General features: G+C 65.9%; 25 protein-coding genes and 1 tRNA gene. 13 read left to right on the top strand and 13 right to left on the bottom strand.

The window, feature by feature from the left end; translation table 11 throughout:
• Positions 1-211 precede the first annotated feature (211 nt).
• From J2X41_RS07700 to J2X41_RS07665, 8 genes are all read left to right on the top strand, one after another.
• Positions 212-718 (top strand): CarD family transcriptional regulator, encoded by a 507-nt coding sequence (locus J2X41_RS07700; RefSeq protein WP_028038239.1) that lies wholly within the window; start codon positions 212-214, stop codon positions 716-718.
• A gap of 215 nt (positions 719-933) precedes the next feature.
• Positions 934-3,312 carry a TIM-barrel domain-containing protein gene (locus J2X41_RS07695; protein WP_310080981.1) on the top strand — a complete coding sequence of 793 codons (2,379 nt, stop codon included), beginning with the start codon at positions 934-936 and terminating at the stop codon, positions 3,310-3,312.
• Positions 3,313-3,574: 262 nt separating this feature from the next.
• Positions 3,575-4,048 carry an Hsp20 family protein gene (locus tag J2X41_RS07690; protein ID WP_310080980.1) on the top strand — a complete coding sequence of 158 codons (474 nt, stop codon included), beginning with the start codon at positions 3,575-3,577 and terminating at the stop codon, positions 4,046-4,048.
• A 14-nt stretch (positions 4,049-4,062) separates the two neighbouring features.
• Entirely contained in the window at positions 4,063-4,326 is a 264-nt protein-coding gene (locus J2X41_RS07685) for a hypothetical protein (protein WP_310080979.1), read from the top strand.
• 64 nt (positions 4,327-4,390) lie between these two features.
• Positions 4,391-4,639 (top strand): hypothetical protein, encoded by a 249-nt coding sequence (locus J2X41_RS07680; RefSeq protein WP_310080978.1) that lies wholly within the window; start codon positions 4,391-4,393, stop codon positions 4,637-4,639.
• A gap of 75 nt (positions 4,640-4,714) precedes the next feature.
• On the top strand, positions 4,715-5,089 hold the full coding sequence (locus J2X41_RS07675) for a GFA family protein (protein ID WP_310080976.1): 375 nt from the start codon (positions 4,715-4,717) through the stop codon (positions 5,087-5,089).
• Between the two features lie 103 nt (positions 5,090-5,192).
• Positions 5,193-5,597, top strand: a complete 405-nt coding sequence (locus J2X41_RS07670; RefSeq protein WP_310080974.1) for a hypothetical protein — start codon at positions 5,193-5,195, stop codon at positions 5,595-5,597.
• Positions 5,594-5,806, top strand: a complete 213-nt coding sequence (locus J2X41_RS07665; RefSeq protein ID WP_310080973.1) for a helix-turn-helix transcriptional regulator — start codon at positions 5,594-5,596, stop codon at positions 5,804-5,806. Before J2X41_RS07670 ends, J2X41_RS07665 begins: the two co-directional genes overlap by 4 nt.
• A gap of 23 nt (positions 5,807-5,829) precedes the next feature.
• On the opposite strand, the gene J2X41_RS07660 is transcribed toward J2X41_RS07665, so the two are convergent.
• Together J2X41_RS07660 and J2X41_RS07655 are read right to left on the bottom strand one after the other, a co-directional pair.
• The gene (locus J2X41_RS07660; protein WP_310080972.1) at positions 5,830-6,210 is read right to left on the bottom strand and encodes a response regulator; all 381 of its coding nucleotides are present in this window, start codon (positions 6,208-6,210) and stop codon (positions 5,830-5,832) included.
• Entirely contained in the window at positions 6,207-7,382 is a 1,176-nt protein-coding gene (locus J2X41_RS07655) for an HWE histidine kinase domain-containing protein (protein WP_310080970.1), read from the bottom strand. Before J2X41_RS07655 ends, J2X41_RS07660 begins: the two co-directional genes overlap by 4 nt.
• A gap of 522 nt (positions 7,383-7,904) precedes the next feature.
• Here J2X41_RS07655 and J2X41_RS07650 point away from each other — a divergent pair.
• Together J2X41_RS07650 and J2X41_RS25265 are read left to right on the top strand one after the other, a co-directional pair.
• Positions 7,905-7,981 (top strand) — tRNA-Arg (locus J2X41_RS07650).
• A gap of 176 nt (positions 7,982-8,157) precedes the next feature.
• Positions 8,158-8,652 (top strand): class I SAM-dependent methyltransferase, encoded by a 495-nt coding sequence (locus J2X41_RS25265; RefSeq protein ID WP_404979892.1) that lies wholly within the window; start codon positions 8,158-8,160, stop codon positions 8,650-8,652.
• Positions 8,653-9,051: 399 nt separating this feature from the next.
• Here the strand turns inward: J2X41_RS25265 and J2X41_RS07645 are convergent, their stop codons facing one another.
• The 4 genes from J2X41_RS07645 to J2X41_RS07630 form a co-directional block, all read right to left on the bottom strand.
• Positions 9,052-9,501 carry a hypothetical protein gene (locus tag J2X41_RS07645; protein WP_310080969.1) on the bottom strand — a complete coding sequence of 150 codons (450 nt, stop codon included), beginning with the start codon at positions 9,499-9,501 and terminating at the stop codon, positions 9,052-9,054.
• Between the two features lie 336 nt (positions 9,502-9,837).
• Complete coding sequence (istB, locus tag J2X41_RS07640) at positions 9,838-10,578, bottom strand: IS21-like element helper ATPase IstB (protein WP_310080968.1); 741 nt, start codon at positions 10,576-10,578, stop codon at positions 9,838-9,840.
• A gap of 5 nt (positions 10,579-10,583) precedes the next feature.
• On the bottom strand, positions 10,584-12,122 hold the full coding sequence (gene istA / locus J2X41_RS07635) for an IS21 family transposase (protein ID WP_310080967.1): 1,539 nt from the start codon (positions 12,120-12,122) through the stop codon (positions 10,584-10,586).
• 235 nt (positions 12,123-12,357) lie between these two features.
• Complete coding sequence (locus J2X41_RS07630) at positions 12,358-12,663, bottom strand: helix-turn-helix domain-containing protein (protein ID WP_310080966.1); 306 nt, start codon at positions 12,661-12,663, stop codon at positions 12,358-12,360.
• Here J2X41_RS07630 and J2X41_RS07625 point away from each other — a divergent pair.
• Positions 12,655-13,110: a helix-turn-helix transcriptional regulator gene (locus J2X41_RS07625; RefSeq protein WP_310080965.1), complete on the top strand. Its 456-nt coding sequence runs from the start codon at positions 12,655-12,657 to the stop codon at positions 13,108-13,110. The genes J2X41_RS07630 and J2X41_RS07625 overlap by 9 nt on opposite strands.
• The gene (locus tag J2X41_RS07620) at positions 13,110-13,445 is read left to right on the top strand and encodes a hypothetical protein (protein WP_310080964.1); all 336 of its coding nucleotides are present in this window, start codon (positions 13,110-13,112) and stop codon (positions 13,443-13,445) included. Before J2X41_RS07625 ends, J2X41_RS07620 begins: the two co-directional genes overlap by 1 nt.
• Positions 13,446-13,510: 65 nt before the next feature.
• Here J2X41_RS07620 and J2X41_RS07615 read toward each other — a convergent pair whose 3' ends face one another.
• The 7 genes from J2X41_RS07615 to J2X41_RS07585 all read right to left on the bottom strand — a co-directional run bounded on the left by J2X41_RS07615 (position 13,511) and on the right by J2X41_RS07585 (position 24,916).
• A complete protein-coding gene (locus tag J2X41_RS07615; RefSeq protein WP_310080962.1) occupies positions 13,511-14,833 on the bottom strand; it encodes an alpha-L-fucosidase in 1,323 nt (440 codons plus the stop codon).
• Between the two features lie 67 nt (positions 14,834-14,900).
• Positions 14,901-16,196 carry a sialate O-acetylesterase gene (locus J2X41_RS07610; protein ID WP_310080961.1) on the bottom strand — a complete coding sequence of 432 codons (1,296 nt, stop codon included), beginning with the start codon at positions 16,194-16,196 and terminating at the stop codon, positions 14,901-14,903.
• A 33-nt stretch (positions 16,197-16,229) separates the two neighbouring features.
• Positions 16,230-16,877, bottom strand: coding sequence for a hypothetical protein (locus tag J2X41_RS07605; protein ID WP_310080960.1), 648 nt, complete (start codon positions 16,875-16,877; stop codon positions 16,230-16,232).
• A 229-nt stretch (positions 16,878-17,106) separates the two neighbouring features.
• Positions 17,107-20,004, bottom strand: a complete 2,898-nt coding sequence (locus tag J2X41_RS07600) for a TIM-barrel domain-containing protein (RefSeq protein WP_310080958.1) — start codon at positions 20,002-20,004, stop codon at positions 17,107-17,109.
• 221 nt (positions 20,005-20,225) lie between these two features.
• Positions 20,226-21,221, bottom strand: a complete 996-nt coding sequence (locus tag J2X41_RS07595; RefSeq protein ID WP_310080957.1) for an alpha/beta hydrolase — start codon at positions 21,219-21,221, stop codon at positions 20,226-20,228.
• A gap of 51 nt (positions 21,222-21,272) precedes the next feature.
• The gene (locus J2X41_RS07590; protein ID WP_310080955.1) at positions 21,273-23,192 is read right to left on the bottom strand and encodes an NPCBM/NEW2 domain-containing protein; all 1,920 of its coding nucleotides are present in this window, start codon (positions 23,190-23,192) and stop codon (positions 21,273-21,275) included.
• A gap of 929 nt (positions 23,193-24,121) precedes the next feature.
• Positions 24,122-24,916 carry a polysaccharide deacetylase family protein gene (locus J2X41_RS07585; protein WP_310080954.1) on the bottom strand — a complete coding sequence of 265 codons (795 nt, stop codon included), beginning with the start codon at positions 24,914-24,916 and terminating at the stop codon, positions 24,122-24,124.
• Positions 24,917-25,174: 258 nt separating this feature from the next.
• Between J2X41_RS07585 and J2X41_RS07580 the strand changes: the two genes are divergently transcribed.
• Positions 25,175-25,801 carry a toxin-activating lysine-acyltransferase gene (locus J2X41_RS07580; RefSeq protein ID WP_310080953.1) on the top strand — a complete coding sequence of 209 codons (627 nt, stop codon included), beginning with the start codon at positions 25,175-25,177 and terminating at the stop codon, positions 25,799-25,801.
• Positions 25,802-25,840: the final 39 nt, after the last annotated feature.

Below are 25,840 nucleotides of genomic sequence, written 5' to 3'. Positions count from 1 at the left end.
GCTCGCGCCTGCCGTCATGTGGACGATGTCAGCCGGGAAACCGGCGCGCCCGATCGAAGGCGAAGGGTGACTTAAGCACTATTCCAAATCCTGACCGGTACTGGCCCCGCAACGTTTCGCGGACGGGTCCTTGTCGCCGTTTGGGACGCCCTTTGGATGGTTTCGAGACGCGGTGTTTTGGGCTTGGCCCGAACTTATTGAGGACGAACGAATGAGCAAGAGCGGTCTGGAATTCTCGGTCGGCGATCACGTCGTTTATCCCGCGCATGGCGTGGGCAGCATCCAGGGCGTCGAAACCCAGGAAGTGGCCGGGATGTCGCTCGAGGTCTACATCATCACCTTCGACCACGAGAAGATGACCCTGCGCGTGCCGACCAAGAAGGCCAAGACCGCGGGCCTGCGCCCGCTGGCCGAAGGCAATGTCGTCAGCCAGGCCCTGACCACCCTGAAGGGCCGCGCCCGCGTCAAGCGCACCATGTGGTCGCGTCGCGCCCAGGAATACGAAGCCAAGATCAACTCGGGCGACCTGATCTCGATCGCCGAGGTGGTCCGCGACCTGCACCGCGCCGAAAACCAGCCGGAACAGTCCTATTCGGAGCGGCAGCTCTATGAATCGGCCCTGGACCGCATGGCCCGGGAAGTCGCCGCCATCGAGCGGATCGACCGCGAAGCCGCCATCGGCATCCTGACCAAGTCGCTGATCAAGAACGCCGCCTAAGGCGATCCGACAGCAATAGTCAGAGTTAAGCCAAGCGCCCCCGGATTTCGGTCCGGGGGCGTTTTGCGTTTTGAATTCTCGGAAACGCTTCCGCAAGAGAATGGGCGCGCCCGGCACGAGGTCGATTGATACCGCTACCTTGCTGAATTAGTCTGACTAATAAGAGCGACCTGGACGAAGATCCGGGTCGGCGAGGAAGCGCGAGAAGGATCCCGATGACCCCTGTACAGTTCGGCGCCAAGCGGCCTTGGCGGCTCCTGCTCGTGGGCCTGGCGCTGGCCGTAGGGCCAATGGCTGGGACGGCGCATGCTCAGGCTCAGCCGCCGGCGCCCGCCGTCCAGCCTGGCGAGGACGGCCTGACCGTCCGCACGGCCCAGGGCGCGGTCAACGTCCAGGTCTGGGGCGACAGGATCGTCCGGGTCCGGCGCTACCGCGGCGCCGTGGCGCCGGACCGGACCAGCCTGGCGGTGGTCCTGCCCCGGCCGGCCCAGAGGTTCAGCGTCGCCAACACCCCGACCGGCGTCGAGATCACCACGCCCGCGCTGAAGGTCGCCGTCGCCCGCGACAGCGGCGCGGTCTCGTTCAGCGACGCGGCCGGGACCCTCTACACCCAGGAGGTCCTCGACGGCGGAAACGACGGCCTGGCGCCTGCCCCCGGCGGCGGGGCCGGCCTGTTCTCGGTCCGCCAGGCGTTCGAGATCGCCGGTTCGCAGGAATTCCTCGGCCTGGGCCAGCACTCCGATGGCGGCATCGGTCGCAACGGCCGGCGCGTGCTGCTGCAGCAGGTCAACACCGACGTCGCCGTGCCGATGATCTGGTCGACCAAGGGCTACGGAATCCTGTGGGACAACGCCTCGGTGACGGCGGTCGAGGTCGGCGTTCCCCAGGCCTCCAGCCGCCTGACGTTCCAGTCCGAGGCCGCGCGCGACATCGACTACTATTTCATCGCCGGTCCCGAGCCGGACGCGGTGATCGCCGGCTATCGCCGCCTGACCGGCGCGGCGCCGATGATGGCCCGCTGGACCTGGGGCTTCTGGCAATCGCGCGAGCGCTACGCCTCGCAGGACGAGCTGGTCGGGATCGCCCGCCGCTATCGCCAGATGAACATCCCGATCGATGCCGTGATCCAGGACTGGCAGTACTGGGCGCCGGGCCAGTGGGGCTCGCACCAGTTCGACCCCGCCCGCTATCCCGACCCCAAGAAGATGCTGGCCGACCTGCGGGCCATGGACGTGCACGCCATCGTCTCGGTCTGGCCGCGGCTGGACGCCGACCTGGCCAACACCAAGGCGCTGGACGCGGCCGGCGTGCTGTTCCCGCCGACCTACCGCAACGTCTATCCGGAAGGCTCCGGCCGCTGGTACGACCCCTACGGCAAGGCCGGCCGCGACCTCTACTGGTCGCAGATCTCCAAATCGATGACCCCGATCGGCTTCGACGGCTATTGGCTGGACGCCAGCGAGGCCGAGCTGGGCGGACACTGGGGCGAGATGCGCGCCCTGACCACCGCCGCCGGGCCGGGGGCGGAAGTCTACAACGCCTATCCGCTGATGCACACGACGGGAGTCTATGACGGCCAGCTGAGGGACGCGCCCGGCAAGCGGCCGTTCGTGCTGACCCGCTCGGCGTGGCTGGGCCAGCAGCGCAACGCCGCGGTGACCTGGTCGGGCGACATCCACGGCGACTGGGAGGTGTTCCGCAAGCAGATCCCGGCCGGGCTGAACTTCGTGGCCAGCGGCATCCCCTACTGGAACACCGACATCGGCGGCTTCTTCGGCGGCGAGCCGGGCGACGCCAACTATCGCGACCTGTTCGTGCGCTGGTTCCAGTACGGCGCCTTCACCCCGATGTTCCGGGTGCACGGCACCGGGCCGTCCAAGGAGATCTGGCGCTTCGACGAACCGGCGCAAGCGATCCTGCGGCGCTATGTCGAGCTGCGCTACCGCCTGCTGCCCTACATCTACGCCACGTCCTGGCGGGTCACCGACCAGGGCTACACGATGATGCGGCCGCTGGAGATGGACTTCGCCGCCGACCCGCTGGCCCACGGGATTCCCGACCAGTACCTGTTCGGACAGAACCTGCTGGTCAGTCCGGTGGTCCAGCCCAAGGCCGAGACCCGGACCGTCTACCTGCCCGGCAAGGCCGATTGGTACGACTTCTGGACCGGCCGCCGTTACGCCGGCGGCTCGACGGTGACGGTGGCGACGCCGCTCGACGTGCTGCCGCTCCACGTGCGGGCCGGCGCCATCCTGCCGCTGGGACCGGTGGTCCCGCACGCGGCGGCGGGCGCCGACGCGCCGCTGGAGCTGCGGGTCTATCGCGGGGCCGACGGGGCCTTCACCCTCTATGACGACGAGGGCGACGGCCAGGGCTACCGCCAAGGGCGGCGGGCGACCGTCGACCTGCGCTGGGACGAGGCGCGCAAGACGCTGACGATCGGGGCGCGCAAGGGCGCCTATCCGGACATGCCGCGCGAGCGGACCTTCAACATCGTCTGGGTCGGCGACCAGAGCGGCCTCGGCCTGGCCGTGACGCCGCCGGCCCGGACGGTGCGCTACACCGGCCAGGAAACGGTGGTGGCCGCTCCGTAGGGGGATGCTCGGCGCCGTGAGTGGTCCTCGTCCTTCGACAAGCTCAGGATGAGGACCACTCACAAGCCCGGCAGTAAGAGAACCTCATCCTGAGCTTGTCGAAGGACGAGGTTTTCGGCCCCACAGCCGAGCGCCGTCCGCCTTGACCCCTGCTCAGCCTGTATTAAATTTCCGGTCGTGCCGAACGCCTGATGGGTTCGGCTCTGGGGCGCCGAGCGCTTCGGGCGTCCCTCATGTCCAACTTGCTTGCGAGGAGATGGAAATGAGCACCGCTTTCGATTTTTCCCCCCTTTATCGGTCGATGATCGGCGTCGACCGCATGGCCGACCTCGCCGAGGCGGCGCTGCGCGGCGACGCCGACGCCAGCTACCCGCCGTTCGACGTCGAGAAGACCGGCCAGGACAGCTATCGCGTGACGGTCGCCGCCGCGGGCTTTTCGCCGGCCGAGCTGGAGGTCGTCGCCCAGCCGAACCTGCTGGTGATCTCCGGCAAGAAGGCCCGGGCCGAGGAGGGCCAGCGCGACTTCCTGCACCGGGGCGTGGCCATGCGCGGTTTCGAGCGGCGGTTCGAACTGGCCGACCATGTCGTCGTCCGGTCGGCCAGCCATGCCGACGGCCTGCTCACGGTCGAGCTCGAGCGCGAGACCCCCGAGGCGCTCAAGCCGCGCCGGATCGAGATCGGCCAGGCCCCGCAACAGCGGCTGAGCGGGCCCGAAAAGACCCGCAAGGCGGCCTGAGGCGGGAGGTGACCATGCTCGCCAACCAAGAGACGGCCAAGCGCGGCCCAGCCTGGCCCTGCCGACCGGCGGTCGGCTTTCTGCACCCGCTGGAGGTGGTCAAGGACGACGACCTGGACCCGCGCGCCAAGCGCGAGATCCTGGCGGCCTGGGCGTCCGACGCCAGCGCCGTCGAGGACCGGCCCACCCACCGCTGGCTCCTGGGGACCAGCGCCCCGGTGCCGGTCAGCGAGGTGCTGGCCGCGCTCCGGCGTCTCGACGCCGCGAGCGCGTCCTGAGACCCGGCGGTCCGGCCGCTCGCCGGCCGGCCGCTTCTTTGAGTTAGTTTTTTGGAGAAAGGTCGTGCCGACCGTGATTTCCGTCGCCCCCGAGGGCGAGGCCTGGGCCGTGCGTTGCCCGGAGTTCGAAAACGCCATGATCTTCAAGAGCGGCGCGCGGGCCGAAGCGGCCGCGCGCTGGCTGACCCAGCGGTTCAACCGGGCGGGCCGGACGTGCGTGCTGGAGCTGCGGCTCCGCAACGGCGACCTGGCGGGCCGCTTCCTCTGCCCGGCCGAACCAGGCCGGGATCCCGCCCAGTCCCGGGCGGCCTGAGGCCGGGCTGTTGACAGCAGGCTGTCAGCAGCGATGCGTCACTATGCCGGCGTTGATCCAAGGATGGAGAGCGCCATGACCGACCTGCCCCTGAAGGCCCGCTGCCACTGCGGCGCCACCCAGTTCGAGGTGACCGATGCGCCGACCGAACTGACCGACTGCAACTGCTCGTTCTGTTCGCGGCGCGGCGCGCTGTACGCCTATTACCGGCCGGCCCAGTTCCGGCTGACCACGGCCCGCGATCGGGTCTCGACCTACCAGTGGGGCCACTATCTGGGCCAGCACCACCACTGCGCCATCTGCGGCTGCCCGACCTATTCGGAATTTCCCAGCTTCGACAGCGGTCAGCCCGACTTCGACGACCCGCGCATCAGCATCAACGCCCGGCTGCTGGTGGATTTCGCCTGGGACCAGCTGCCGGTGCGCAAGAACGACGGCCAGGCCTATTAGGGGCAGGCGCCGGAGCCGGCCAAGGCTTCCCTGGGCTGTAAAAAGATTTTGACAGAGCGGCGCGTTGTGTCAAAACTCTTTTACAGGTAGCGAGGAGGCCGGCATGGCTGTCGAACGACGTCAGAAGAGAATCTGGATGGCCGGGGGCGCGGCGCTGTTGGCTGCACTGGCTGTGGGGCTGGTCAGCGGCGTGGTCATCATCGCCGGCCAGGGCCGCGTGCCCCTGGCCGTGATCGTGCTGGCCTGCGCCGCCCTGACGGGGGCGGCCCTGCTGGCCACGATCCCCTGGTGGCGACGGCTGGACCACATGGCGCGCGACGCCCACCTGATCGCCTGGTACTGGGGTGCGTCGTTCGGCGGCGGCGTGGCGCTGCTGGCGACCATCGCCGCGAGCGGCGTCCGAGCCCCCTTGTTCCAGGGCGCGGCCCTGGTCTTCCTGGCCCAGGTCGCGGCCTATGGCGTCTGCTGGCTGGGCTGGTGGGCGATGCGCCGGTCGAAGGCCGCGTGAGGAACCGGTTGCGCGAGGAGCGCCTGGCGCGCGGCTGGAGCCAGGGCGACCTGGCCGAGCGGGCGGACGCGTCCCGCCAGACGATCAACGCGATCGAGGCCGACAAGTACGACCCGTCGCTGCCGCTGGCCTACCGCCTGGCGGCCCTGTTCGAGCTGCCGGTCGAGCGGCTGTTCTTCAATCCGTTCGTGACCGGAAGCGGGGACTGACAGCTCTGCTTCCGCGGGCGCGCTCACGCCGCCTTGCCGAACCCCCTCACGGCGTCCTCCAGCAGGACCGGATCGATCGGCTTGTTCAGCACCATGACGTCCTCGAAGCCCTTGCGGGGCAGGGCGCCGTAGCCGGTGGCGAACACGAAGGGGATGCCGGCCGCCCGCAGGCGCTCGGCGACCGGAAAGACCATCGTGCCGCCGATGTTGACGTCCAGCACCGCCCCGTCCAGGGCCGGCGGCGGGGTCGCGGCCTTGCTCAGATAGGCCAGGGCCTCGTCGACCGCCCCGAACGAACCGGAGATCTGGCAGCCGAAATCGGTCAGCAGGTCCTCGACCATCAGGGCCACCAGGGCCTCGTCCTCGACGATCATGATGCGCGGGGCGTTGGCGGGCGTGGTCATGTCGACGCCCTCGGCGCCGCTTGCGCCGCGATCCGGTCCGACAGCGGCGCGCGCAGGGCGTAGCTCAGGCCCCTGGGCTGGTAGGTCAGCCTGGCCTCGCCGCCCAGGTCGCGGGCCACGCCGCGTTCCAGCAGCTTGGTGCCGAATCCCTGGCGCTTGGGCACGAAGACCGGCGGACCGCCGCGCTCGACCCATTCGAGGACCAGGCTGGGCACGCGGCCGCCCTCGCCGTCGATGTCCTCGACCCGCCAGGCCACGGTGACCTGGCCGCTGGCCGAGGTCAGCGCCCCGTGCTTGGCGGCGTTGACCATCAGTTCGTGCAGGCTCATGTGCAGGGCCACCGCCGTCTCGGCCGTCAGGGCGATGGCCGGGCCGCGGGCGGTGAAGCGCGGGTCGGCCAGGCCGCCGAACGGCTGCAACGCCGCCTCTAGCACGTCGCGCAGGTCGGTGCGGCCCCAGGCCTGGCGGGTCAGCAGTTCATGGGCCCGCGACAGGCCCATCAGCCGCGACTCGAACGACTCGGTGAAGTCGGCGGGCGAGGGGGCGGCGCGCAGGGTCTGGCGGGCGATCGACTGCACCGAGGCCAGGGTGTTCTTCACCCGATGGTCCAGCTCGCGCAGCAGGAAGGTGCGCCGCTCCAGCGCCTCGTTCAGCGAGGCGTAGAGCCGGGCGTTCTCGATGGCCGCCGCCGTGGCCCGGGCCATCGCCTCCAGCCGGATCACGGTGTCTGGCGACGGGGTCTGGCCGGTCGCCCAATAGGCGCCGATCGCGGCGATCGGGTCCTTGGGGCGCACCGGGGTCATCACCAGGCTCTTGACGAAGGTCGGGCGGTAGGCGTCGTGCGGGACGCGGTCGTCGGCGTAGATGTCGGGGATCACCACCGTCTGGCCGTGCAGCATGGCCCAGCCAGAGACGCAGGCGGTCATCGGAAAGCGCTGGCCCTTCCACATCGGGCCGATGGCGTCCTCGTCCAGGTACCAGCACTGGTCGCCGTCGCGCAGCACGAAGCAGACGCCGTCGGCCCCGGACATCCGCCGGGCGGCCGAGCGCACCACCGCGGCGACCTCCTCGATCGTGCGCGTGGCCGACAGCGCCTCGATGGTCTCGACCAGCGTGATCAGGGCGGCGTGGTCCGCCTGTTCGGAACGCTCGGCGTTCGCGACGTTTAGCACTCTTGGTTGTCCCGCATGCGCATGTCCCCGGGGCGACCCTAGCAGCCGCCAGGGTCGCGGCAAGGTGGAGCCTATGCTTAATGCTCGTCGCATGCGACCTGGCGGGCGCATCCCCGGGGTCGGTCGGCGCGGGGATTCTCAACGACTTCAAGGCGCGCGGCGTCGGGACTTGGCTCAACTCCCGCGACAATCGGTCGCGATCCAGCGGGCCCTCCCAGCGGGGCCACCATTAGGGGGCGGCCACGCCGTCGCCGGTGAAGTTGGTCAAGGCCCGGCGCTCGCTCACGAACCGCTCGACCCGACCAGCACCGCCAGGACGGCGACGCGGATGCCGGGGACCCACCCCGACCTCGGGCTACGGCGCCCTGACCAGCCTGTCCATGGCGACGCCGATTGGCGCCTGGACACAGAGCGTCTTCGGCGCGCGCGGCAAAGGCCATCGCCATCCCTTCCGCAGCGCTTTGTCCGCCCGGGGTTCGCATGCCCGGAAACTTGCGCTATGGACCCTGGCGCGCGCGAAGCGGCCCGGTAGCTCAGCAGGATAGAGCAGCGCTTTCCTAAAGCGAAGGTCAGGGGTTCGAGTCCCTTCCGGGCCGCCATGCGGTTGTTGGCGCAAGTTAGAGCTGCTCCGATTCCAACTTAAGCCTGCTCAATTTGCGAGTCACTCGCAATAAATTGCTTCCACTCTGCCCGAATCCGGTTTGGCGAAAATGCGCGCCTCGCAAATCGGGCCATAGAGTTTAGTCTCCGTTTTAGGTGACTCGAAAGGCGGGCCATGGCGGCGACCGGTCCTGTAATGATGCTGGCTGCAGCCAAGGTCGACTTGGAGCTCGCGAGCGCCCGACGCTCCACCCAGGCCTTCTATGAGGATCATGCCGAGCGTTATGCGCAGGCGACTTTGTCGCAGTCCATGCAGCCCCAGCTGGATCGATTCCTGGACATTGCGCCGGTTGGTCCAATCCTTGATCTTGGTTGCGGGGCCGGTCGAGACCTGAAGGTTCTCACCCAAGCTGGCCGGCCCGCGATTGGTTTGGATCTATCCTGGGCTCTTGCGCGTATGGCCCGCTCCTTTGCTGCATCGCCCGTCGTGGTCGGCGATATGCGCTGCCCCCCGGTCGCCTCGGCCAGTCTGGCGGGCGTACGAGCACCAGATCATACATCCGCGCCAGGAGCTGGCGCGTTTCATCAAGGTTTCCAAATCCGGTCTTGTCTTTGCATTCGATCGCCAAGATCGGCAGGCCGTGGGGATACCCGCCCCCGTTATTTCTGATTGCCTCGCCAATCTCGGCCGGCATAACCGAGATGTCACATTCGTGTCGAGCGTGGCTTCTCCCTCTCCACTGCAGACTTCCGCGGATCTCCAGCCGCCGGTCTGGGTATCTCCGGTGCTCGAGAAGAACGTAGCCCGGTGCATCTGGGCTTGAGGGTTGAAGCCGGGATGGACCACTGGGCAGCATGAAAGGCGCCCCGACTGGCAAAGGGGAGCCGTCACCCCGGCGCAGAGATACGTTCCAGACGCGGGTTTGATGGGCCGTCTGAGCAAGCTTCATAAGCACCCAGGCTTCAAGTGCCTTGCCCTGGCCAGCCGGCACGGCCACGCCAGAATGGGCGGCTTGGAATGCGCGTAGTATGGTGCGGAGCTCAAGCTCAGCGTCAGGCGAAAGTGGCATTAGATCGTCAGGCCAGACGAGCGCATTTGGGGCAGCCGTTCCAGCAGCTCATCCAGTGCGTAGACTAACTGGTCGTCTCCTGCTGAGCGGCTCAAGGGTGCAGTTTCGAACCGCTCCTCTGGATCAACGAAGCCAATACGAACGTTCTTGCCTTTCATCAGGCCGCCAGCGATCTGTTCGGCCTCGGCGAAGGCCCTGACGGGCTCAACCAAGCGAATGCGCAGAATCCGCATTGCTTCAAAAAACTGCTCATCTTCTTCGAATGGCTGACGCACCAGTACCGAGTCGACGTCTTCCGCCTCGATTGATGCAGTATCGCGCGCTGGAACGGGGCGCTTTTCGATTTCCCGGCCCAAGCTGATTTCGGTCAGCAATTCGCCCGCGAGCACGCCGAAGCCCTCATGTTGAAGGATGTCGATGAGCTGCAAAACGTCATCACTGATTGCCATGCCAGGATGGTAGAGCTTCCCGCGGGGGTTGCAACGCTGCGCAGATGCTATTGTTTGGCGGTCAGTAGCGGTCCCCGCCCATCGCGCCAAATCAATCGCGGCATTTGAACGCGTCGCTTAGGCCTCCTTTGGGGCGCTCAGCGGCCCTCAGTATCTTTCGTGTGATCGCCAACATGCTTGTCGGCGCAACGAAGCAAAAGCGCCTTCGCCACGTATACGACTAGATGCAGCCACCAGACTGGTCACCTGTCGCCAGATGAACTGGGCACTCGCCGCCACGCCGATGGTCACGCCGCGCCAACCCGCTGGACGCCGGCGCGGCATGACCTGCTGGCGTTAAGTTGACGGCGCCGGCTCGAGCCTGCGCATGGACTCGCCGGCCAGCTGGACGCGGTGGCTGGTGTTGGCCATCCGGTCGAGGATGGCGTCGGCGACCATGGGGTTGTCAATGTAGGCGTGCCAATCCTTGAACGGCAACTGACCAGCCAGCAGGATCGAGGACGTCTTGACCCGGGCGTCGACGATGTCGAGCAGGTCCTGCTTGCCCAGCTCGGTCATCGGCGCGAGGCCGAAGTCGTCAAGAACCAGAAGGTCGAACCGGGCGAGTGCGGCGCGCACCTTGCCGACTGAGCCGTCCTGATGGGCCATGGCCATGTCTTCCAGCAGTTGGTTGGTGCGAACATAACGGACCGTCAGGCCATGCCGAGCGGCCTGGCCACCGAACGCGCAGGCCAGATGGGTCTTTCCAGTGCCGGTGGCCCCAGTCAGGATCAGGTTCTCGCGTTTCAGGACCCAGGCGCAGGTCAGGAGTTCGGCGATCTGCGAGCGGTCGAGGTTGCGGCCGGACCGATAGTCGATGTCCTCCGCGGCGGCCGGGATCTTCAGGCGGGCCGAGCGCAGGATGCGCTTGAGCCGCCTCTCGTCGCGCCAGGTCGCCTCGGCCTGCAGCATGTGCATCAGCCGCTCCAGGAACGGCAGATCGGCGAAGGCCGGCGACGTGGCGTGGTGTTCGACGGCGGAGACCATGCCCTGAAGGCCAAGCTCGCGCAGCTTGTCGATGACGTTGCTCGTGTTCATCGCGATCATTCTCCAGCGAAGTAGTCGGGGCCGCGGACGTTTTCGTTGGTCGCGGCTGCGGTGTTGGGCGGAACGAAGGCGGCGGGATCGGAGAACTCCAACCCGCGGTCCAGGACATTGCGCACGTGGTGCAGGCGAGGATCCCCGCTTCGAATAGCCCGCGCGCAGGCGGCCTCCAGTCGATCGCGTCCGACCAGGCGCGCTAGCGTCCTGAATGAGCGGAAGACGCCGGACTTGGCCGCGCCCGATAGTCGGCGATCGGCTTCATGGCGGGCGACCTCCTGCACGGCCGGCCCATGCAGCCGCGCCCAGAGCACGAGGTTTTCGTCCTCCGAAGCTCGCCGAGCCAGGTGATGAGGTGGCATGTGGTCGGGATCGGTTGAAGTCTCGCCGGCGACCTCAAGGCGTGGGTGCACCGCGATCATCCGATTGTCGCACCAGATTTCGATGGCGCTGGGTCCGGCCCGCAGATCCATCCTTCGGCCGATCAGCCAGTGCGGAACCGAATAATGACAATGGTCGTGCATCAAGTGGTAGTCGGGCCCGACCAGCAACTGGCGACGAACCTCGAAGATCTCGAACCGCTCGGCCGGCAGGGCGCGAAGCGCCGAGCGATCCAGCGCCTCGAACAGCGTCTTGCGGGTTTCGCCAGGCGCCCGGCGCAGCGGCCGGTTGTTCAGGCGGGCGATGATCCCGCGCAGCAGATCATTCATCTCATCCAGGCTCGCCAGCGGTCGGTCGCGCAGCGCCAGGCGCAACAGCCGCTGGACCAGCTTCACGCCGATCTCGACCTTGGCCTTATGGGTTGGGCTGTGGACCTGGGCCGGCCGCGCCACCGTTCCATGATGGTCGCAGAAGGCCTGGAAGGCCGGGTTGATCACCGGCGGCTTGCCGCGCGGGTGCGACAGGATCGCGGCTTTCAGATTGTCGCTGACGATGGTCAGCGGCGCCCCGCCAAAGAACCGCAGCGCCTGCTCGTTGGCCCAGGTCCAGTCCGCAATTCTTTGCGAGCGGGTCACGCAGGCGAAGGTGTAGTCGGAGGCCGGCATTACCGCGACGAACAGTTCGAAGACGGTGACGCCGTCTCCACCACTCTGGCGGCCGATCGGTCGATAGCCGGCGAAATCGACCATCATCGCCTCGCCCGGCCGATGACGCTGGCGCATGATCGGGTGGGCGGCGGCCACATGACGGCGGTAGCCGCGCAGGAAGCCGCGATAGGACATTACCGGCGCCTGGCCGGCTTCGGCGACGTAGACCTCATGAAGTTCGTTGAGGTGATGGCCTTCCTTGGCCTTCAAGGCCACCTGCGTCCAATCGGGTTGAGCGACGGACGGCTTTGGGAACACCCGGCCCGGATTGAAGGTCCGCGCCAGGTCGCTGTCGGTCATCGCCTCCAGGGCTTCCAGGGTCAGACCATTTTCATGAGCCAGCCGGCGATAGCGGCCGACCGTGGTGGAGGAACAGGCGCGCAGGCGGCCGATTTGCCGGTCGCCATGGGCGGTCGTCAGGATAAGGCGCAGCACGCCTCGTGGGTCGAACATCGGTTCTCCCTTCGGTCTCTTTCAGGATGGATCGGAGCGGAAAGACCGGCGCGCGTCGTCAACACCGCGCGCCACAGGACACGCGGATTTCTTGACGACAAAGGCGCTTTAGGGGAGAGTGACGGGGTCGGTTCCAATCGACCTATCTGATCTCCGAAAGGGCCTGCGCTTTTGCCGAGCGCGGGCCTTTTCTCTTTCCGGCGGCTTTTCGAGTAGCTCTATCTGTTGCGGGATCCTAGCCGTGCGGCATGACGACCTCCTTATTCTGACGCCGTCGCCCATTCGGGCGGCCATAGCGATCGGGCCATAGCTCCTCGGGCGTGAAGCCCAAGGCTGTGGCGATGGCCGATTCGATGCGGCGCGACCGGCGAAAACCGCGACTGACGATCGACACCGTGCCCGGCGTCACGTCGAGCGACCGGGCGATGTCCGACAGCGTCAGATGTTTGAGACGCAGAGCCGACTTGATGTTGGCGTGGCGTTTGTCATCTATCATCATCCGACTCCGCGATTTGCGACAGGCGAACATATCTTGCGACATATCGCAACTTCAACAGCTGAAAACCCTCTCGTCCCCATTGCGGCCCGTCTGGCGCGAGTGCGTGCCGGCAGTGGTCTCAACCAGGGCCAGTTCGCCGAGCGGCTAGGCTTTCCCAAGCGCACCTATCTGGGCTGGGAGCGGGCTGAGACCGAGCCGCCGATCGGCATGCTCAGCGCCGTGCGTCGCGAGTTCGGGATCGATCCAGACTGGATCCTGCATGGCCCTGGCGACATCCCACGGCGGCATGCCTCGGAGATCGACTGGGAGCGGCTACAACGGCTGCAGGAAGAGATTCGCCGGTACGCCTACCAGATCGGCCTGGAGCCCAACGGCGCGCAATTGCTGGACTTGGCGCGGGCGGTGTTCGACGAGGCGCCGGAAGTCGAGGAAGCAGCCCTTAGCAAGATGAAGCAAACACTCAAGGCCTTGGCGAAGGGGAAGGTTTAATGGACGACAACGACAACATCGTGGTCCTGCCGACCCGGGCCGAAAATCAGCCCCCCATGGACGATCCCATCCTGGCTGCCGTCCGGAAGCTAAAGGAAGAGCCGCTGCGGCAGGTCAATTGGCCGGCGGTCATCACCTTCGTGGTGATCTCGATGGTCGCCATGATCGGTTCGATCCTCGTGCCCAGCACCGCCGACGCCGGCATCAAGTGGGCGGCGGCCATGGGACTGGTGATTGGGGCGATGGCTAGTGGCGTGGCGGTGCTCTACCGGCACGCGCCGAGCTTCTGGATTGTGCGGCGGCCGAAAACACGTAGCGCCAAGACTCGTCAGTAAGCCGCCGGCCAAGGGCTTGGACTCCCCCGGATGACGATGTCGGCGACTGCGGCGCCAGCCGCTATCTAGGCGCGCGTCACTTCAATCACGGTAACCGGTAATCCGCGATCCGACGGCGGCACGGTCAGATTGAGGCTATTGCCATCGGTGCGCCAGCGCACGGTGTCGCCTGACAGGTTCCTGACATGTGCGATCTTCCCGCCCAGGGGCGGCAAGACCAGTTCGTTTTCCGGCCAGCTGAGAACATGGATGAAGATGCGGTCGGCGCGCTGGGTCGATCCGTAAACCCCATCGGCAGGCTGGTAAGGTCCGGCCCGCGTCCCATAGACCGCCGCGCCGTAGCGCTTGAGCCACTGGCCGACGCCCCGCAGAGTTGCGGCCTGTTTCGGCGGGATGACCCCATCCTTATCCGGGCCGACATTGGCGAGGACGTTGCCATTGCGGACAACCGCGTCAACCAGGAGGCGGACAACCTGCTCCCAGCTCATAACCTGGACCTCGGGCGTGTATCCCCAAGCCGCGTTCAGCGAGAAGGTCTTCTCCCAGGGTCTTGCGCGGATAGGACCCGTGATGACGCCGCCCCCTTCGGCGGTGTCAAAATCGCCTTGCCAGCCCGAGCGAGGATTGATCACGATGCTCGGCTGATGTGAACGGACCATGCGATTTAGCTTGTCCGGTTCCCAGAACCACGCGGCATCGGCGTCGGTGCCCTTGTGGGCCAGCCAACCGCCGTCCCACCACAGAATGTCGATCCGACCATAGTCACGCATCAGCTCTTCGACCTGGCCATAGGTCTGCTGCTTCAGCAGTCTTGCATTTTCGGGCAGCTCCTTCGGTTGGAAATAGCCCGGAAACCGCCAATCCAGCGGCGAATAGTAAAGCCCGACCCGCAGCCCCGCGCGCCTGACGGCCTCGACGAACGGTCTCACGAGATCGCGGCCGGCCGCGGAATGCATCGAGTCAAAATGACCGTAGCTCGAAGGGCTGTCCCATAGGGAGAAGCCATCATGGTGCCGCGCCGTCATCACCATGTAGCGCGCGCCGGCGTCCCGGGCCAATCTGGCCCAGGCGTTAGGGTCATAGTGACGAGGGGCGAACTGTTGCGCCAGCTTGGCGTAGTCTTCTGGAGACACCTTGTCGTTGAACATGTGCCATTCGCCTTTGGCGGGGATGGCGTAGAGCCCCCAGTGGACAAAGACTCCGAACTTCGCATCGCGCCACCAGGCCATCTGGTTTTCGGGCAGCAGCAGGTCCGGCGCCAGGGTGCTATCGGCGTTGGCCAGCTTGCGCGCCGACCGCTCCTCGTCCGTGAGATTCTGGGCTCTGGCGAGCACGGGCGTCAGAGAGGCGGCCAGTGTTGCGATCAGAAAACTGCGGCGATCTCTCATGGCGAACCGTTCTATACCTAGTGTTGTCGTTCTCGTGAGAAACACAATCTTACGCCGGACCCGAGCGTTAGCGTATTTCCACAGCGAAGGGCGAAGCGGGAAGGTCGGCCGCGTCGAAGAGGTTGAGAATCGGCGCGTCCGCCCATCCGAAACGCACCGATTTCGCGTTCGGGCCGCCTTCGCCCGGAAGGATGATCGAATCGCCCTCGATGTGCGCGCTGGCGAAATGGCACGATGCCGCGCACACCTCAAAGCCTAGCACGTCCTTACCGCCATAGGCCCGGAGGGCGCCGTTGACGTCCAGGAAATCCACGACCAGATCGTCGCCACGACGATGCACGCGCTCCGGTCGCGGCCCCAGCTTCAGTGCTTCGCCATAGGCCACCTTGCGCGCGGCGAGCGCCAATCTCAGACCGACCTGACGTTTCTGTGTCGGATGAATATCAAAGCGATCGCCAATGTCGTTGCTGATCGCCATGCCGACGTTCTTGTCATCTCGCTCGAGGCGGCGTTGGACATCCCGAACCTCGGCCCAGTTCGACGTCCCGGGGGCGTCTTGGGGTGCGCCGAAAGCGCTTAGCTGCACGACGAGGAACGGCAGATTCGGCGCATGAAATTGGGCGCGCCAGTCCTTCACCAGAGCGGGCAGGAGCTTGGCGTATAGCTTTGGGTCGCCCGCATTCGCCTCGCCTTGATACCAAGCAACGCCCTTCAAAGTGTAGGGCGTCAGTGGAGCGATCATCCCGTTGTAAAGCACGATCGGCCCTCCGGCGTCCGCCCACGGGGCGGTGGGAGCCGGGCCAAGGGTTTTGATGTCCGCGCCGATACGGTATCGCCATTCCGACGGTAGGGTGATACGCGCTCCGGTGTCGAGCGTCAGTGCGCGCTCGGCCGGCGCTCCATGCAGGCCGCCGCCTCCGCCGCTATCAAGAACGCGCACGGCGATGACATTCGCGCCGGCCTTCAGCACGCCTTTGGGCAGGGTATAATGCCGTGGTCGGTCCCAACCGTCCGTCGCACCGACCCATCTGCCGTTCACCCAGGTCGTGTCGGAATCATCCACCGGACCCAAATCGATCACCACGGCGTGCGCTGCCTGATCGGCAGTCAACATAACCGTCTGACGATACCAGGCGACGCCATCGAACGTCTTGAGAGCTGCAACGCCGCTGTTTTCCCAAACGTCGGCGGCGACAAGGGTGGGCCAATCCGCGTCGGCAAATTCTCGCCCCGACCACCGTTCGATTTGCGAAAAATCGGGATCATGACCGCGCCACCAGGCGTCCGTATACTTCTTCCTATATGCCAACGCGCTTTGAGGATCGGTTCGGTACAGATCCATCACCTTCAAGGTTTCGCTCATCTCACCGATGGAGGTCAGGCCCTCTCGGCTGATCTACAGCTGCGCCGCCGTGCCGCCCCACGAAGCATGGATCATGCCCTGCGGTACATGCAGCGTGTCGGCGAGTTGCCGCGCCATGAAGTAGCATACCGCGGACGTGTCGGCCGCTGCGGCTGGTGACGATACCTGCCAGCGCGTCGCCTTGGCGAAGCCGGTTACCGGCGTCGGCTGCGAGTTGCGCGGCACATCGAAGATGCGCAGTTGCGGCGCGGTCGCGCTGGCTACCTCCGAACTTCCGTTTGTCGCAGCCTTGAGCGGAAACTCCATGTTCGACTGGCCAGAGCACAGCCAGACGTCACCGACGAGAATATCGTCGAGAGTCTGCGTGTGACCGTCCGAATCCTTGAACGTCAGGACATAGGGGCCGCCTGCGGCCTGCTGCGGGAGAGCCAGCGAGAACACGCCCGATGCGTCTGCTTGTCCGTCGGCGTTTGCGACGATTTGACTGCCGGCGGATAGTGTCAGGTTCACCATCGAATTGGGGCCTGCGTGACCCCAGACGGCGACGGGCTTGTCCCGCTGCACTACGGCGTGGTCGGTGAATATCGGCGCAAGCCCGAAAGCGTCCCGTGCATGAGCTCCCGACACGCCGGACAACCCAAGCAAGATGGCAAATATTCCATGGCCGGCCCCGTGTTTCACTGCATGAATTCCTTTCACGTGTCAGAGTTAAAATTGTATTTTTTGCATGCACGCAATCAAATTTTGACTCGCCTCAAGGTTTGTCGCCAAAGCACTCTTTAAAGACCGCGCCATGAATGTGAATGTGCGCATCCCTTCGCCCGACATCAGCCTCATTCAACATCCAATGGCAAAATAAAGACCTCAAGCTCTTCGGCTGGACCAAGTCCGCCGACCACATGCTCGTCTCTCACTTGAACCTGACGACCTTGGGCCTGCCGTCGTAAAGGATCTGGCGGTCGACCGGAGCCTTCCGGGCGCCCGCGCCCTTGCCGGGTGCGACCAGGACCAGGTTCAGCTGGCGCTGCTTGATCATGCCCGGAAACAATCCCTGTCGCGCACCGATGCTCAGCGTACCGGCCTGGTCATTCCACACCAGGTCATAGGTGGCGCGCTGGCCCTTTTCGTAGGCGTAGGTCTCGTTGTCGTCCTCGTAGATCGTGAACCGGGCGTCGGCGCCGGGATAGATGCGGATCTCGTAGGGCGCCTCGGGTCGTTCGGTGGCGAACTGCACCGCGGGCCCCATCGGCACGATAGAGCCGGCCCGGACATAGAGCGGCAGGATCTCCAGGGGGGCCTGGCGTGACACAGTCTGACCGCCGGCGTGGCGCTCGTTGGTCCAGAAGTCGTACCAGTCCGCGCCCTTGGGCAGGTAGGTGCCGACGGTCAGATCCCGTTGCGCCTGGGCGAGCTTGGCGGCGGCCTGCAACTCGGCGGGACGGCGCCAGGTGAGGCGCAGGCTGCGCTCGCCGCCGCCCTGGTAGTAGTCGATGCGCACCGACAGGCGGTCGCCCTGCTTCAGCCTGCGCTTGACGCCATGGTAGCGCTCGGCGCCGCTCGTCCAGTCGTCGACCACCTTTTCGCCGTCGAGGAAAAGGCGCATGCCATCGTCGCCGGCCACGCCGATCTCATATTCACCGTCCTCGGGCGCGAGGATCGACCCTTCCCAGCGGGCGGAGAAATCGTCGAGCTTGGCGAGCCCGCCGGGGATTTCGGCCAGCGGCGGATCGGGCCAGGTGTGATCGATCTTCTCATCGACCAGCGTGCCTTTCGGGGTCTCGAAATTCACGCCCTCGAAATACTGCACCGCCAGGCCGGTCTTGCCGTCGGGCGTGCGCAGATACGGGCTGGGGATCGTCGCCGCCGGGGGCGGGCTGACATTGTACATCGCGCGGGTGACGGGATGGACCAGGAACGACGGCCCGAACATGAAGCTGTCGTCGATGCCGTCGGTGGCCCGATCATCCGGGAAATCCATCATCAGCGGCCGCATCAGGGTGTAGTGGTCTGAGGTGACCTTCCAGCTCAGGCCGTAGGTATAGGGCAGCAGGCGATAGCGCAGGCGCGCACTGTCCAATAGCGAGGCGTACACCGCCGGATCCAGCGTCTTGAACAGGTAGGGCTCGCGCTCGACGCTGGTGCCGTGGATGCGCATGATCGGGTTGAAGGCCGCGAACTGCGCCCAGCGCGCGTAGAGTTCGCGCCATTCCGCGTTCTGCTCGCCGCCGGGGAACTCCGTCACGAAGAAGCCGCCGGTGTCCTGGGTCCAATAGGGGTTGCCGGTGACCGTGACGTCGACGCCGCCGGCGATCTGCTGCTTGAACGTCTTCCAGCTGGAGAAGATGTCGCCGCTCCACGAGGCCGCCGCCGTGCGCTGCGCCCCGGCCCAGGCCGAACGCGTCAGCGTGAAGACCCGCTTGTCGCTGGTCGCCCGCTGGCCGTCATAGGTTCCCTGGGTGGTCACCAGCGAATAGGGATTGAGATAGCGGGTGAAGTCGCCCAGGGCGTTCGAGCCGAGCGCCTTGGTGTCACGGATGTTGTCGGCGGCGTTCCACATGGCGCTGCTGACCTCGATCTCGGTGCCGTCCATCCAGAGCGCGTCCACGCCCTTGTCGAGCAGGCCGGACTTGATGTGCTTGAAGTAGATCTGCCGGCCGATCGGGCTATAGGCGTCGTAGACACGAGCGTGTTTCGAGATCCAGTGCAGCGGCTTGAAGCGCAAACCCTGGGCGTCGAGCTCGTGGGCGAGCGCGGTGTCGTCGCCGATGGACGGCCAGATCGACACCATCAGCTTGAGATGCATGTCGTGAAGCTGGCGGGCCATGCCCGCCGGATCGGGATAGCGGACCGGGTCCCAGGTCATGCCGCTCCAGCTGCCGTCCTTGTCCGATCCCCAGTATTGCCAATCCTGGACGATGTAATCGAGCGGGAACTTATCCTCGCGGAACCTGCGCGCGACCTCCAGCAGCTGATCCTGGGTCTTGTAGCGCTCCTTGCTCATGAACAGGCCGAACGCCTGCTTGGGATACATCGGCGCCGCGCCAGTGAGGGCGCGGTAGGCGCCGACCACCGCGTCGGGGGTGTCGCCGGCCATGAAATAGTAGTCGACGCCGCCCGGGGCGCTCTCGGTCCAGAGCGAGGCGTCGCCCGCCTCGTCCTTGAAACGCATCTGCGAATAGGTGTCCCACAGCACGCCGTAGCGTCGCGAGGACATCATCACCGGGATGATGATGCCGACATTGGTCTGGACCAGCAGCAGGTCCTTGCCGCGCCGATTGCTGGCGTCGTCGCCCGTGAAGCCGAAGCCGTAGATGGCCTCGTCGGGGCGGAGCACGAAACTGTTGGTGGCCTCATAGCTCGGCGCGCCCGAGATGGTCACCGGCTTGAGGCGTTGCGGGCTTTCGGCGTTCTCTTCGGTGTAGAGCTTGCCCTTGGGATCCAGGAAGCGGAGCGCGCCGGTCGTCTTGCTGATTTCGACGCGCAGCTTCGCGCTCGTCAGGACGAGCGCCGCCGCCGTGTCCTCCACCGCGAAGCTCACCGGGCCGGGTGCCTTGGGCACGACCAGACTGGGTGCAGTCCAGTAGTTTTTGCCGAGATTGGCGTTCACCCGCAGAGTGTCCGGCGCATAGAACACGAGGTTCTTCGTCACGCCATCGAGCTGGATCTGAACGCCGTTGCGTAGCTTGGCGTAAGTGAAGCCGGCGGCCCTGGCGACGGGAACGGCTTGCAGGTGACCGTTCGCGTCGAGCCCGGCGGGGACGACTGGCTTGTCTCGCTGCACTACGGCATGGTCTGTGAGCTTCGGCACCAGCTCGAAAGCGTCCTGCGCATGAGCTCCCGACACACCGGCCAGCGCAAGCAAGCTCACAAATATCCCGCTGGCGGGTCCATGTTTCACTGTACGAATTCCTTTTCCGTATGAGACTTCAGGGCGCATTCTGAATGTGTACGGCGCGAATTTTTGGCACTTTCCTGCTGAAAGCCTTGAGCTATTATTCAAGGCTTTCAGCACATTTCGGACGATGAACTCTAAACGAACAACTTTTCCTGGCGTGCGAAGTTGATGAACAGCGGCAACCACGGGCCGTCCGGACTGCCCGGCTGCGGGCGTGCGCCGAAGCCATGACCGCCATGGGCGAACAGGTGGGTTTCGACCGGGATCTTGGCCGCGACCATGGCGTCACGTAGCCGCACCGTATTGGCCACGGGCACAAGATCGTCGTCCTCGGCGTGCACCAGGAAGGTCGGGGCCGCCGCCGGGGTGACGTTGAGATCGGGCGACCACTCGCGGATCTGGGCCGCCGTGGGCGGGCCGCCAAACAGTGACGGCGCCACGCCGCCGTAGGCATAGGCGGGATCGACGCTTTGCACCGGATAGATCGGCGCCGCCAGCAGAGGCCTGGCGCTGAGCTGGTCTGTGGCGTCGACAGGCTTGTAGAAAGGCGTCGAATGCCGCGTCGCGAGCGTCGTCGTCAGGAAACCGCCGGCGCTGAAGCCCATGACGCCAACCCGCTCGGGGTCAAGCTGGAAGCGTGGGGCGTTAGCGCGAATGAGGCGCATCGCCCGCTGGGCGTCTGCCGGCCCGACAGCGGCCGGATCGGCCCAGCCGTCCCTCGCCAACCGGTAGATCAGCACGAAACAGGTGATGCCCGCCCGATTGAGGACGTCGGCGATGTGGTAGCCCTCGTGATCGAAATAGTTCCACTCGAAGCCCCCGCCTGGAATGATCAGCATGGCCGAGCCATTGGGCTGGGCCGCCGGCAACGCGATCATGTGCGGCTTGGAGACGCCCTTCGTGCGCCGGCTGCTATAGCCGGGGCTGGACGAGGTCTGCTCGACGACCTCGGTCATGCCGGGATGCAGGGCGCCGGCCGGCGGATGGGGCCACAGTCCGATGATCTCGCCCGCGCCCGCGCCTACGGAAGCGGACTGGGCGAGGGCCTTGGTCGCCGCGCCCATGCCGATCGCCGACGCGCCGGCCAGGACCAGGGGCGATTTCACCAGATCGCGTCGTGAGAGGCTCATCGAAACTCCTGTATTGCGTCAAAACCGGCGACCCTGGGGAGGGCCGCAGTCCTAGTCGCTCAGCAACGCCGCGTCGCCCCACGTGACGACCGTGGGCGCCTTGTTCCTGGCGGATTTGCCGCGCGCCACCAGCTCGACGATCTTCACGCCGGCGATGTCGGCGCTCAGGGTCTGCGCCGTCTGGCCAAAACGGGTCGGCCTGGACGTCGCCAGGAGCCTGCCGTCGCCATAGACGGAGAAGGTCACGGCATCGTCGGTGTCGAAGGTCGAGTCATCGACTCCGACCTCGGCGGTGAAGCGGCGGAACTGGCCGTCGGCCCGAACCTCGAACCGCGAGTTGGCGAGCACGCCCAAGCCCGTCCCGTACGCTCTACCCTCGACGCGCAAGGTCTGCCGGTAGGGTGTGGCGTCGGCCTGCGCGCCGCCCCATCCGGTGTAGGCCGGCGGCTCGCCGTCGTCGGTCGTGGCGCCCCAGGGATTGCGCATCCGGTGGATCGTCGGATCGGGCTGGGGAATGACCACGCCGTCGACGGCCGGATTTACGCGTCCGGGCATTTCCGACAGATAGAGGCCCTTGGAGAGCGTACGTGCGCCGGCGGCGTCGAAGACAAGCGTCTGGCGCGGGTCGAGATGCAGCTTCGTCTCGCCGGAGAACGCGGGCAGGCTCGCGCCGGTCCACAGGTCCTTGAGCGTCACCGGGGCCGTCGCGGCGAACTTCATGTGGCCCGCCGTCAGCGTCACGTCGGTCGGCGCAAGTCCGCGGTTGAAGATCGCCACCGCCTTGTGGCCGTTGCTCAGCGTCTTGACCAGGATCTGAACGTCGTCGCTGTCGTAGGCAAGGACCGCCTGGTTGCCCGCCGCGTCCTGGTTGACGGCGATGATGTCGGCGTTGCCGAGGATGTCCATCAGCGGTTGCGGCGCGTTCCTCAGGTCGTAGCCGATCAGCAGCGGCGCCGACAGCATCGACCACAGGGCGAAGTGCGACCTGGCCTCCGTCAGATGGCGCTCGTCGAAGTCTCCGTGACCGACGAACAGCATGTCCGGATCGTTCCAGGAGCCGGGGTGGGCGTAGAGCGCACGGTTGGCCGCGCTGTCGAAATTGGCCAGCATCCGCGTCCAGCTGGGCGTGATGTCGTCGCTGGTGCGCGACAGATTGCCGACGTCCTTGGCCCAGGCGCGGACATCGGCCGAGCCCCACGCACAGATCGAAAAGACATAATCGCCATCGGGATTTGTGCGGGCCAGGGCGTCGGCGACCTGTTGGTAGAGCGCGCGGACGGCCGCGATGTCGGTGCGGCGAATTTCCTTCACGTCGACCAGGGGCCCGAGCGCGCGGTACTGGCCGGATTTGACGCCCTGGTTGTCCGGACCGAAGGCGCGGATGCCGCAGGCGTCGACCTTGATATAGTCGAACGCCCAGTCCTTGAAGTAGAGCGCGATGTCCTGCTCGACATGGCCGTGGAGTCCGACCTCACGCTCGGCGACCGTGCCCTCGGGGAGGTTGGGCGCATTCGGCGCGAAGGCCTGCGAACAGTTATTGGCGCCGATGTCCGAATAGATGCCGGCCTTCAGGCCCATGGCATGGATACGGTCGGTGAACGGCTTGAAGCTGGTCTGTTCGGCGCCGCCGACCGCGGCGGACGGAAAGATCGAAGTGCGCACGATCATGCGGCCGTCGGTGGCCCGTCGCTTCAGCCACCAGCCGTCATCGATGTTGATGTAGCGGTAGCCTTTCGCGGCCAGGCCGCTGTCAACGATCGCCTTGGCGGAATCCAGGACCTTGGCTTCAGTGACGTCGGTGTGGAAGGCGTTCCACGAGTTCCACCCCATGGGCGGCTTGGCCGCCTGTCCCGTCGTCACCGCGGTCCAGTGACCCGTTGGCGCCAGCGGATCGGTCGCGGCATAGGCTCCGCCGCCATGACATAGCGCCAAGGCGAGACAGCCGATGATCCCTTGAACAGAACGCCTCATTATCCCCTCGATATACTTAAAGCCATGAATTCCACCGTACACATGGCCTCTCCGGAAACCAGACTTTTACTTCAGGCTATGGCAAAGCCTGGTTGATCTGGTCAATCGAACTCTAACCGAACGGCTCTTTGCTCGCGTGCGAAGTTGAGGAAAACTGTAACCCCAAGCCATCACTGCTAGCCCGCCATTGGTGAATCAGGAGTCGCCCGTCAGGCCACGCGGCCGTGGCGCTCGCCAACGCGCGATATGGCGGACATTCGATCCGCTAGCGATGAACCGCCGACCAATAACTCCCGGACGGCGCCGGCTGCCGCACTGATGTGCCGATGTTTCCTCCCCATCGCCGTTTGTTAGCAGGCGTAACCTTATCGCCTGACCGTTCCCTTCGAGGGGCGATCGTGACCTTTGATTTGTCGTACAATAGCGCATCGGCTTGCCGCCACACGTTCTTGATAAAAATGTTTTTATATATGAGAATGTGACATTTGCGACACAGTGCGCTCTTGGCGCGCCAAGCGCCAGGTAGGCAGGCTGGCCACGCGAGCGGATCGGGTTGCCGCGCGTTTGCCCCTAGTCTTCGCTCATCAAAGGTCGCGTGGGGTCAAGCCGTCCCTTCGCCGCTCGGTTGGCGCCCCGCTAAACTGCAGCCATGATATGCGCCGTCTAACTCGCATTGAGAGCTTGCAGGTCGCTTTGCACCTCGAGACCGGCGGTAAGGTGGCCCGATGAGCGGTTGGGGTCGCGATCTTGATGCGCGCTCAAGGCAGTCCTCAGCCTCAAGGTCGATTTCGACGCAGCTTGGGCGCGAGGGTCAACCCAGCCTGACGGAATGTCGATCACGGGCTCTGGCATGTCCGCCGAGGGCAAGGCGAGGACCTGGCTTCCTGAACCGCCCTCGGAGCGGTGAGCGGTTCGTTCGCGACTGCCTGCTATTGTTGCGGGTCCGGGTGCGCCCTGGCCCAGTCCAGCGCGCCCTGCAGGGTGGTCACCCAGACCTCGCCGCGATGGGCGGCCAGCCAGGCGATCAGCGCACGGTGCGCGGGGTCGGACACCTGTTGGTAGTCGCCGGCGACGCCGTGAAACAGGTAGACCGCCATGCCGCCGCCCGCTTGGGCCTGCTTGGCGAAATCGATCAGCTGCGCGCCCGTGACCTTCTCGTCGAACCCGCGCGCGGGGACGTGCATCGGATCCATCCGGCCGACGTCGGCGCGGAGGTCGTCGGGCGAGGTGTAGACGCCGCGCACATAGGTCACCAGGTTCGCGGCCCTGAGGGCCTCCAGATAGTCGACGCCGCCAGCCATGGTCTGGCCGCATGGCGACGCGAACCCGTGGGTCGGCTTGCCGTCCAGCGCGGTCAGGAGCGTGTTCTGCTGCTCGATCTCCCTGAGAATGCTCGCCGGCGTATAGGCCTCGGACGTGTAGCGGGGATCGGTGGGAAATACAGCGGCGGGGCAGGGGTGGAAGACGGTGTGGTTGGCGAGTTCATGGCCCGCCGCGCCCACGGCGCGCCAACGCGGAACAGCCGCCGGCTTCAGATTCGCGAGGAAGAAGGTCGCCTTCAATCCCGCCTCGTCCAGCACCGGCACCGCGTGATCGAGCTGGGAGCCCAGCCCGTCGTCGTAAGTCAGCACCACTGCCGCCTTGGCCCCCTCCGGCCATTTCGTCGCCGATGCGGCCGACACGCCGCAGACCAGGCTCAGCGCGAGCGCCAGAAGCATCTTCATCGTCATCCCCCCTCACGTCGAACACCGCGTGATTTTGATGCTGCTACCGCTCGCACGACGGACGCGCAACAAGCTCGCTGCCCACGCACCAGGCGGTCAGCCGCCGGCGCCGGCGACGTTTGAGCGCGATCGCCTCGCGCGAAGATTAGGAGATCGACGGCCGCGTCTTCAAGGAAATCGACGCCATCGGCCAGAGCGAGACCGAGCCGACGTAGAGCGCCACCTCGAAAAGGGCGGGCGCTTTCGTTTGAGCAGGCCATGCGGTCGAAAATTCGCTCAGAGCCGAGCGGGCCTTCAGCCCGCTCGGTTGAAAGGTTTGGAAGAAAGCAGCTGGACCGCTGTGCGGCGACGACGGCCGATCCGCTGCGCGATGTGGAACCTACGCGGCTCGGCCGCCGCACTCACGAATTGCACCGAAGCGACGACCTCGGCTGGATGATTAGCTGGCCACTGGTGGAGTCTCGGGTTGGCTACGCATGGCCGTTTCATTGGCTGCGTGCAACCCGCGAGGGTCTGGAGACCCTGCCGTTGGGCGTGGCGATCTGGGCCAATCTGTCCGAGGCCGCCGAGGCCAAGCTTGAGGCCGGCGAGCACCTGGCGGCCGAGGACTGGACCTCTGGCGACCGCACCTGGCTGGTCGAACTGATCTCGCCGTTCGCCACGCCCGAGAACAAGCTCGCCCAGATCATGCCGCTGGACCTGATCAACGGACCGTTCAAGGGCAAGACCTTCTCCCTGCACAGGACCGATGCGCGGGTAAGCGGGAAAAGGTCACCTTGGGCGGCGAAGAGGCGGTTTCGGCCGTGTGATCGCCAGGTCGGGCTTCGACGCTACTCACCCAATAAAGTCGCTCAGAGCCGAGAGAGCTTTCAGCTCGCTCGGTAAAAAGGCGCGGTTGAACCTCTGTGCGGCGACGACGGCCGA

It is taken from the genome of Caulobacter sp. BE254, assembly GCF_031457295.1.
GTDB lineage: Bacteria > Pseudomonadota > Alphaproteobacteria > Caulobacterales > Caulobacteraceae > Caulobacter.
This window is presented reverse-complemented; position numbering and strand designations above follow the sequence as displayed.

What these genes read in the sequence shown, in the direction of transcription:
- J2X41_RS07700 (WP_028038239.1), top strand. Translation starts at nt 212, where the DNA reads ATGAGCAAGAGCGGTCTGGAATTCTCGGTCGGCGATCACGTCGTTTAT.
- J2X41_RS07695 (WP_310080981.1), top strand. Translation starts at nt 934, where the DNA reads ATGACCCCTGTACAGTTCGGCGCCAAGCGGCCTTGGCGGCTCCTGCTC.
- J2X41_RS07690 (WP_310080980.1), top strand. Translation starts at nt 3,575, where the DNA reads ATGAGCACCGCTTTCGATTTTTCCCCCCTTTATCGGTCGATGATCGGC.
- J2X41_RS07685 (WP_310080979.1), top strand. Translation starts at nt 4,063, where the DNA reads ATGCTCGCCAACCAAGAGACGGCCAAGCGCGGCCCAGCCTGGCCCTGC.
- J2X41_RS07675 (WP_310080976.1), top strand. Translation starts at nt 4,715, where the DNA reads ATGACCGACCTGCCCCTGAAGGCCCGCTGCCACTGCGGCGCCACCCAG.
- J2X41_RS07670 (WP_310080974.1), top strand. Translation starts at nt 5,193, where the DNA reads ATGGCTGTCGAACGACGTCAGAAGAGAATCTGGATGGCCGGGGGCGCG.
- J2X41_RS07660 (WP_310080972.1), bottom strand. Translation starts at nt 6,210, where the DNA reads ATGACCACGCCCGCCAACGCCCCGCGCATCATGATCGTCGAGGACGAG.
- J2X41_RS25265 (WP_404979892.1), top strand. Translation starts at nt 8,158, where the DNA reads ATGGCGGCGACCGGTCCTGTAATGATGCTGGCTGCAGCCAAGGTCGAC.
- J2X41_RS07645 (WP_310080969.1), bottom strand. Translation starts at nt 9,501, where the DNA reads ATGGCAATCAGTGATGACGTTTTGCAGCTCATCGACATCCTTCAACAT.
- istB (WP_310080968.1), bottom strand. Translation starts at nt 10,578, where the DNA reads ATGAACACGAGCAACGTCATCGACAAGCTGCGCGAGCTTGGCCTTCAG.
- istA (WP_310080967.1), bottom strand. Translation starts at nt 12,122, where the DNA reads ATGTTCGACCCACGAGGCGTGCTGCGCCTTATCCTGACGACCGCCCAT.
- J2X41_RS07630 (WP_310080966.1), bottom strand. Translation starts at nt 12,663, where the DNA reads ATGTCGCAAGATATGTTCGCCTGTCGCAAATCGCGGAGTCGGATGATG.
- J2X41_RS07620 (WP_310080964.1), top strand. Translation starts at nt 13,110, where the DNA reads ATGGACGACAACGACAACATCGTGGTCCTGCCGACCCGGGCCGAAAAT.
- J2X41_RS07615 (WP_310080962.1), bottom strand. Translation starts at nt 14,833, where the DNA reads ATGAGAGATCGCCGCAGTTTTCTGATCGCAACACTGGCCGCCTCTCTG.
- J2X41_RS07610 (WP_310080961.1), bottom strand. Translation starts at nt 16,196, where the DNA reads ATGAGCGAAACCTTGAAGGTGATGGATCTGTACCGAACCGATCCTCAA.
- J2X41_RS07595 (WP_310080957.1), bottom strand. Translation starts at nt 21,221, where the DNA reads ATGAGCCTCTCACGACGCGATCTGGTGAAATCGCCCCTGGTCCTGGCC.
- J2X41_RS07590 (WP_310080955.1), bottom strand. Translation starts at nt 23,192, where the DNA reads ATGAGGCGTTCTGTTCAAGGGATCATCGGCTGTCTCGCCTTGGCGCTA.
- J2X41_RS07585 (WP_310080954.1), bottom strand. Translation starts at nt 24,916, where the DNA reads ATGAAGATGCTTCTGGCGCTCGCGCTGAGCCTGGTCTGCGGCGTGTCG.
- J2X41_RS07580 (WP_310080953.1), top strand. Translation starts at nt 25,175, where the DNA reads ATGCGGTCGAAAATTCGCTCAGAGCCGAGCGGGCCTTCAGCCCGCTCG.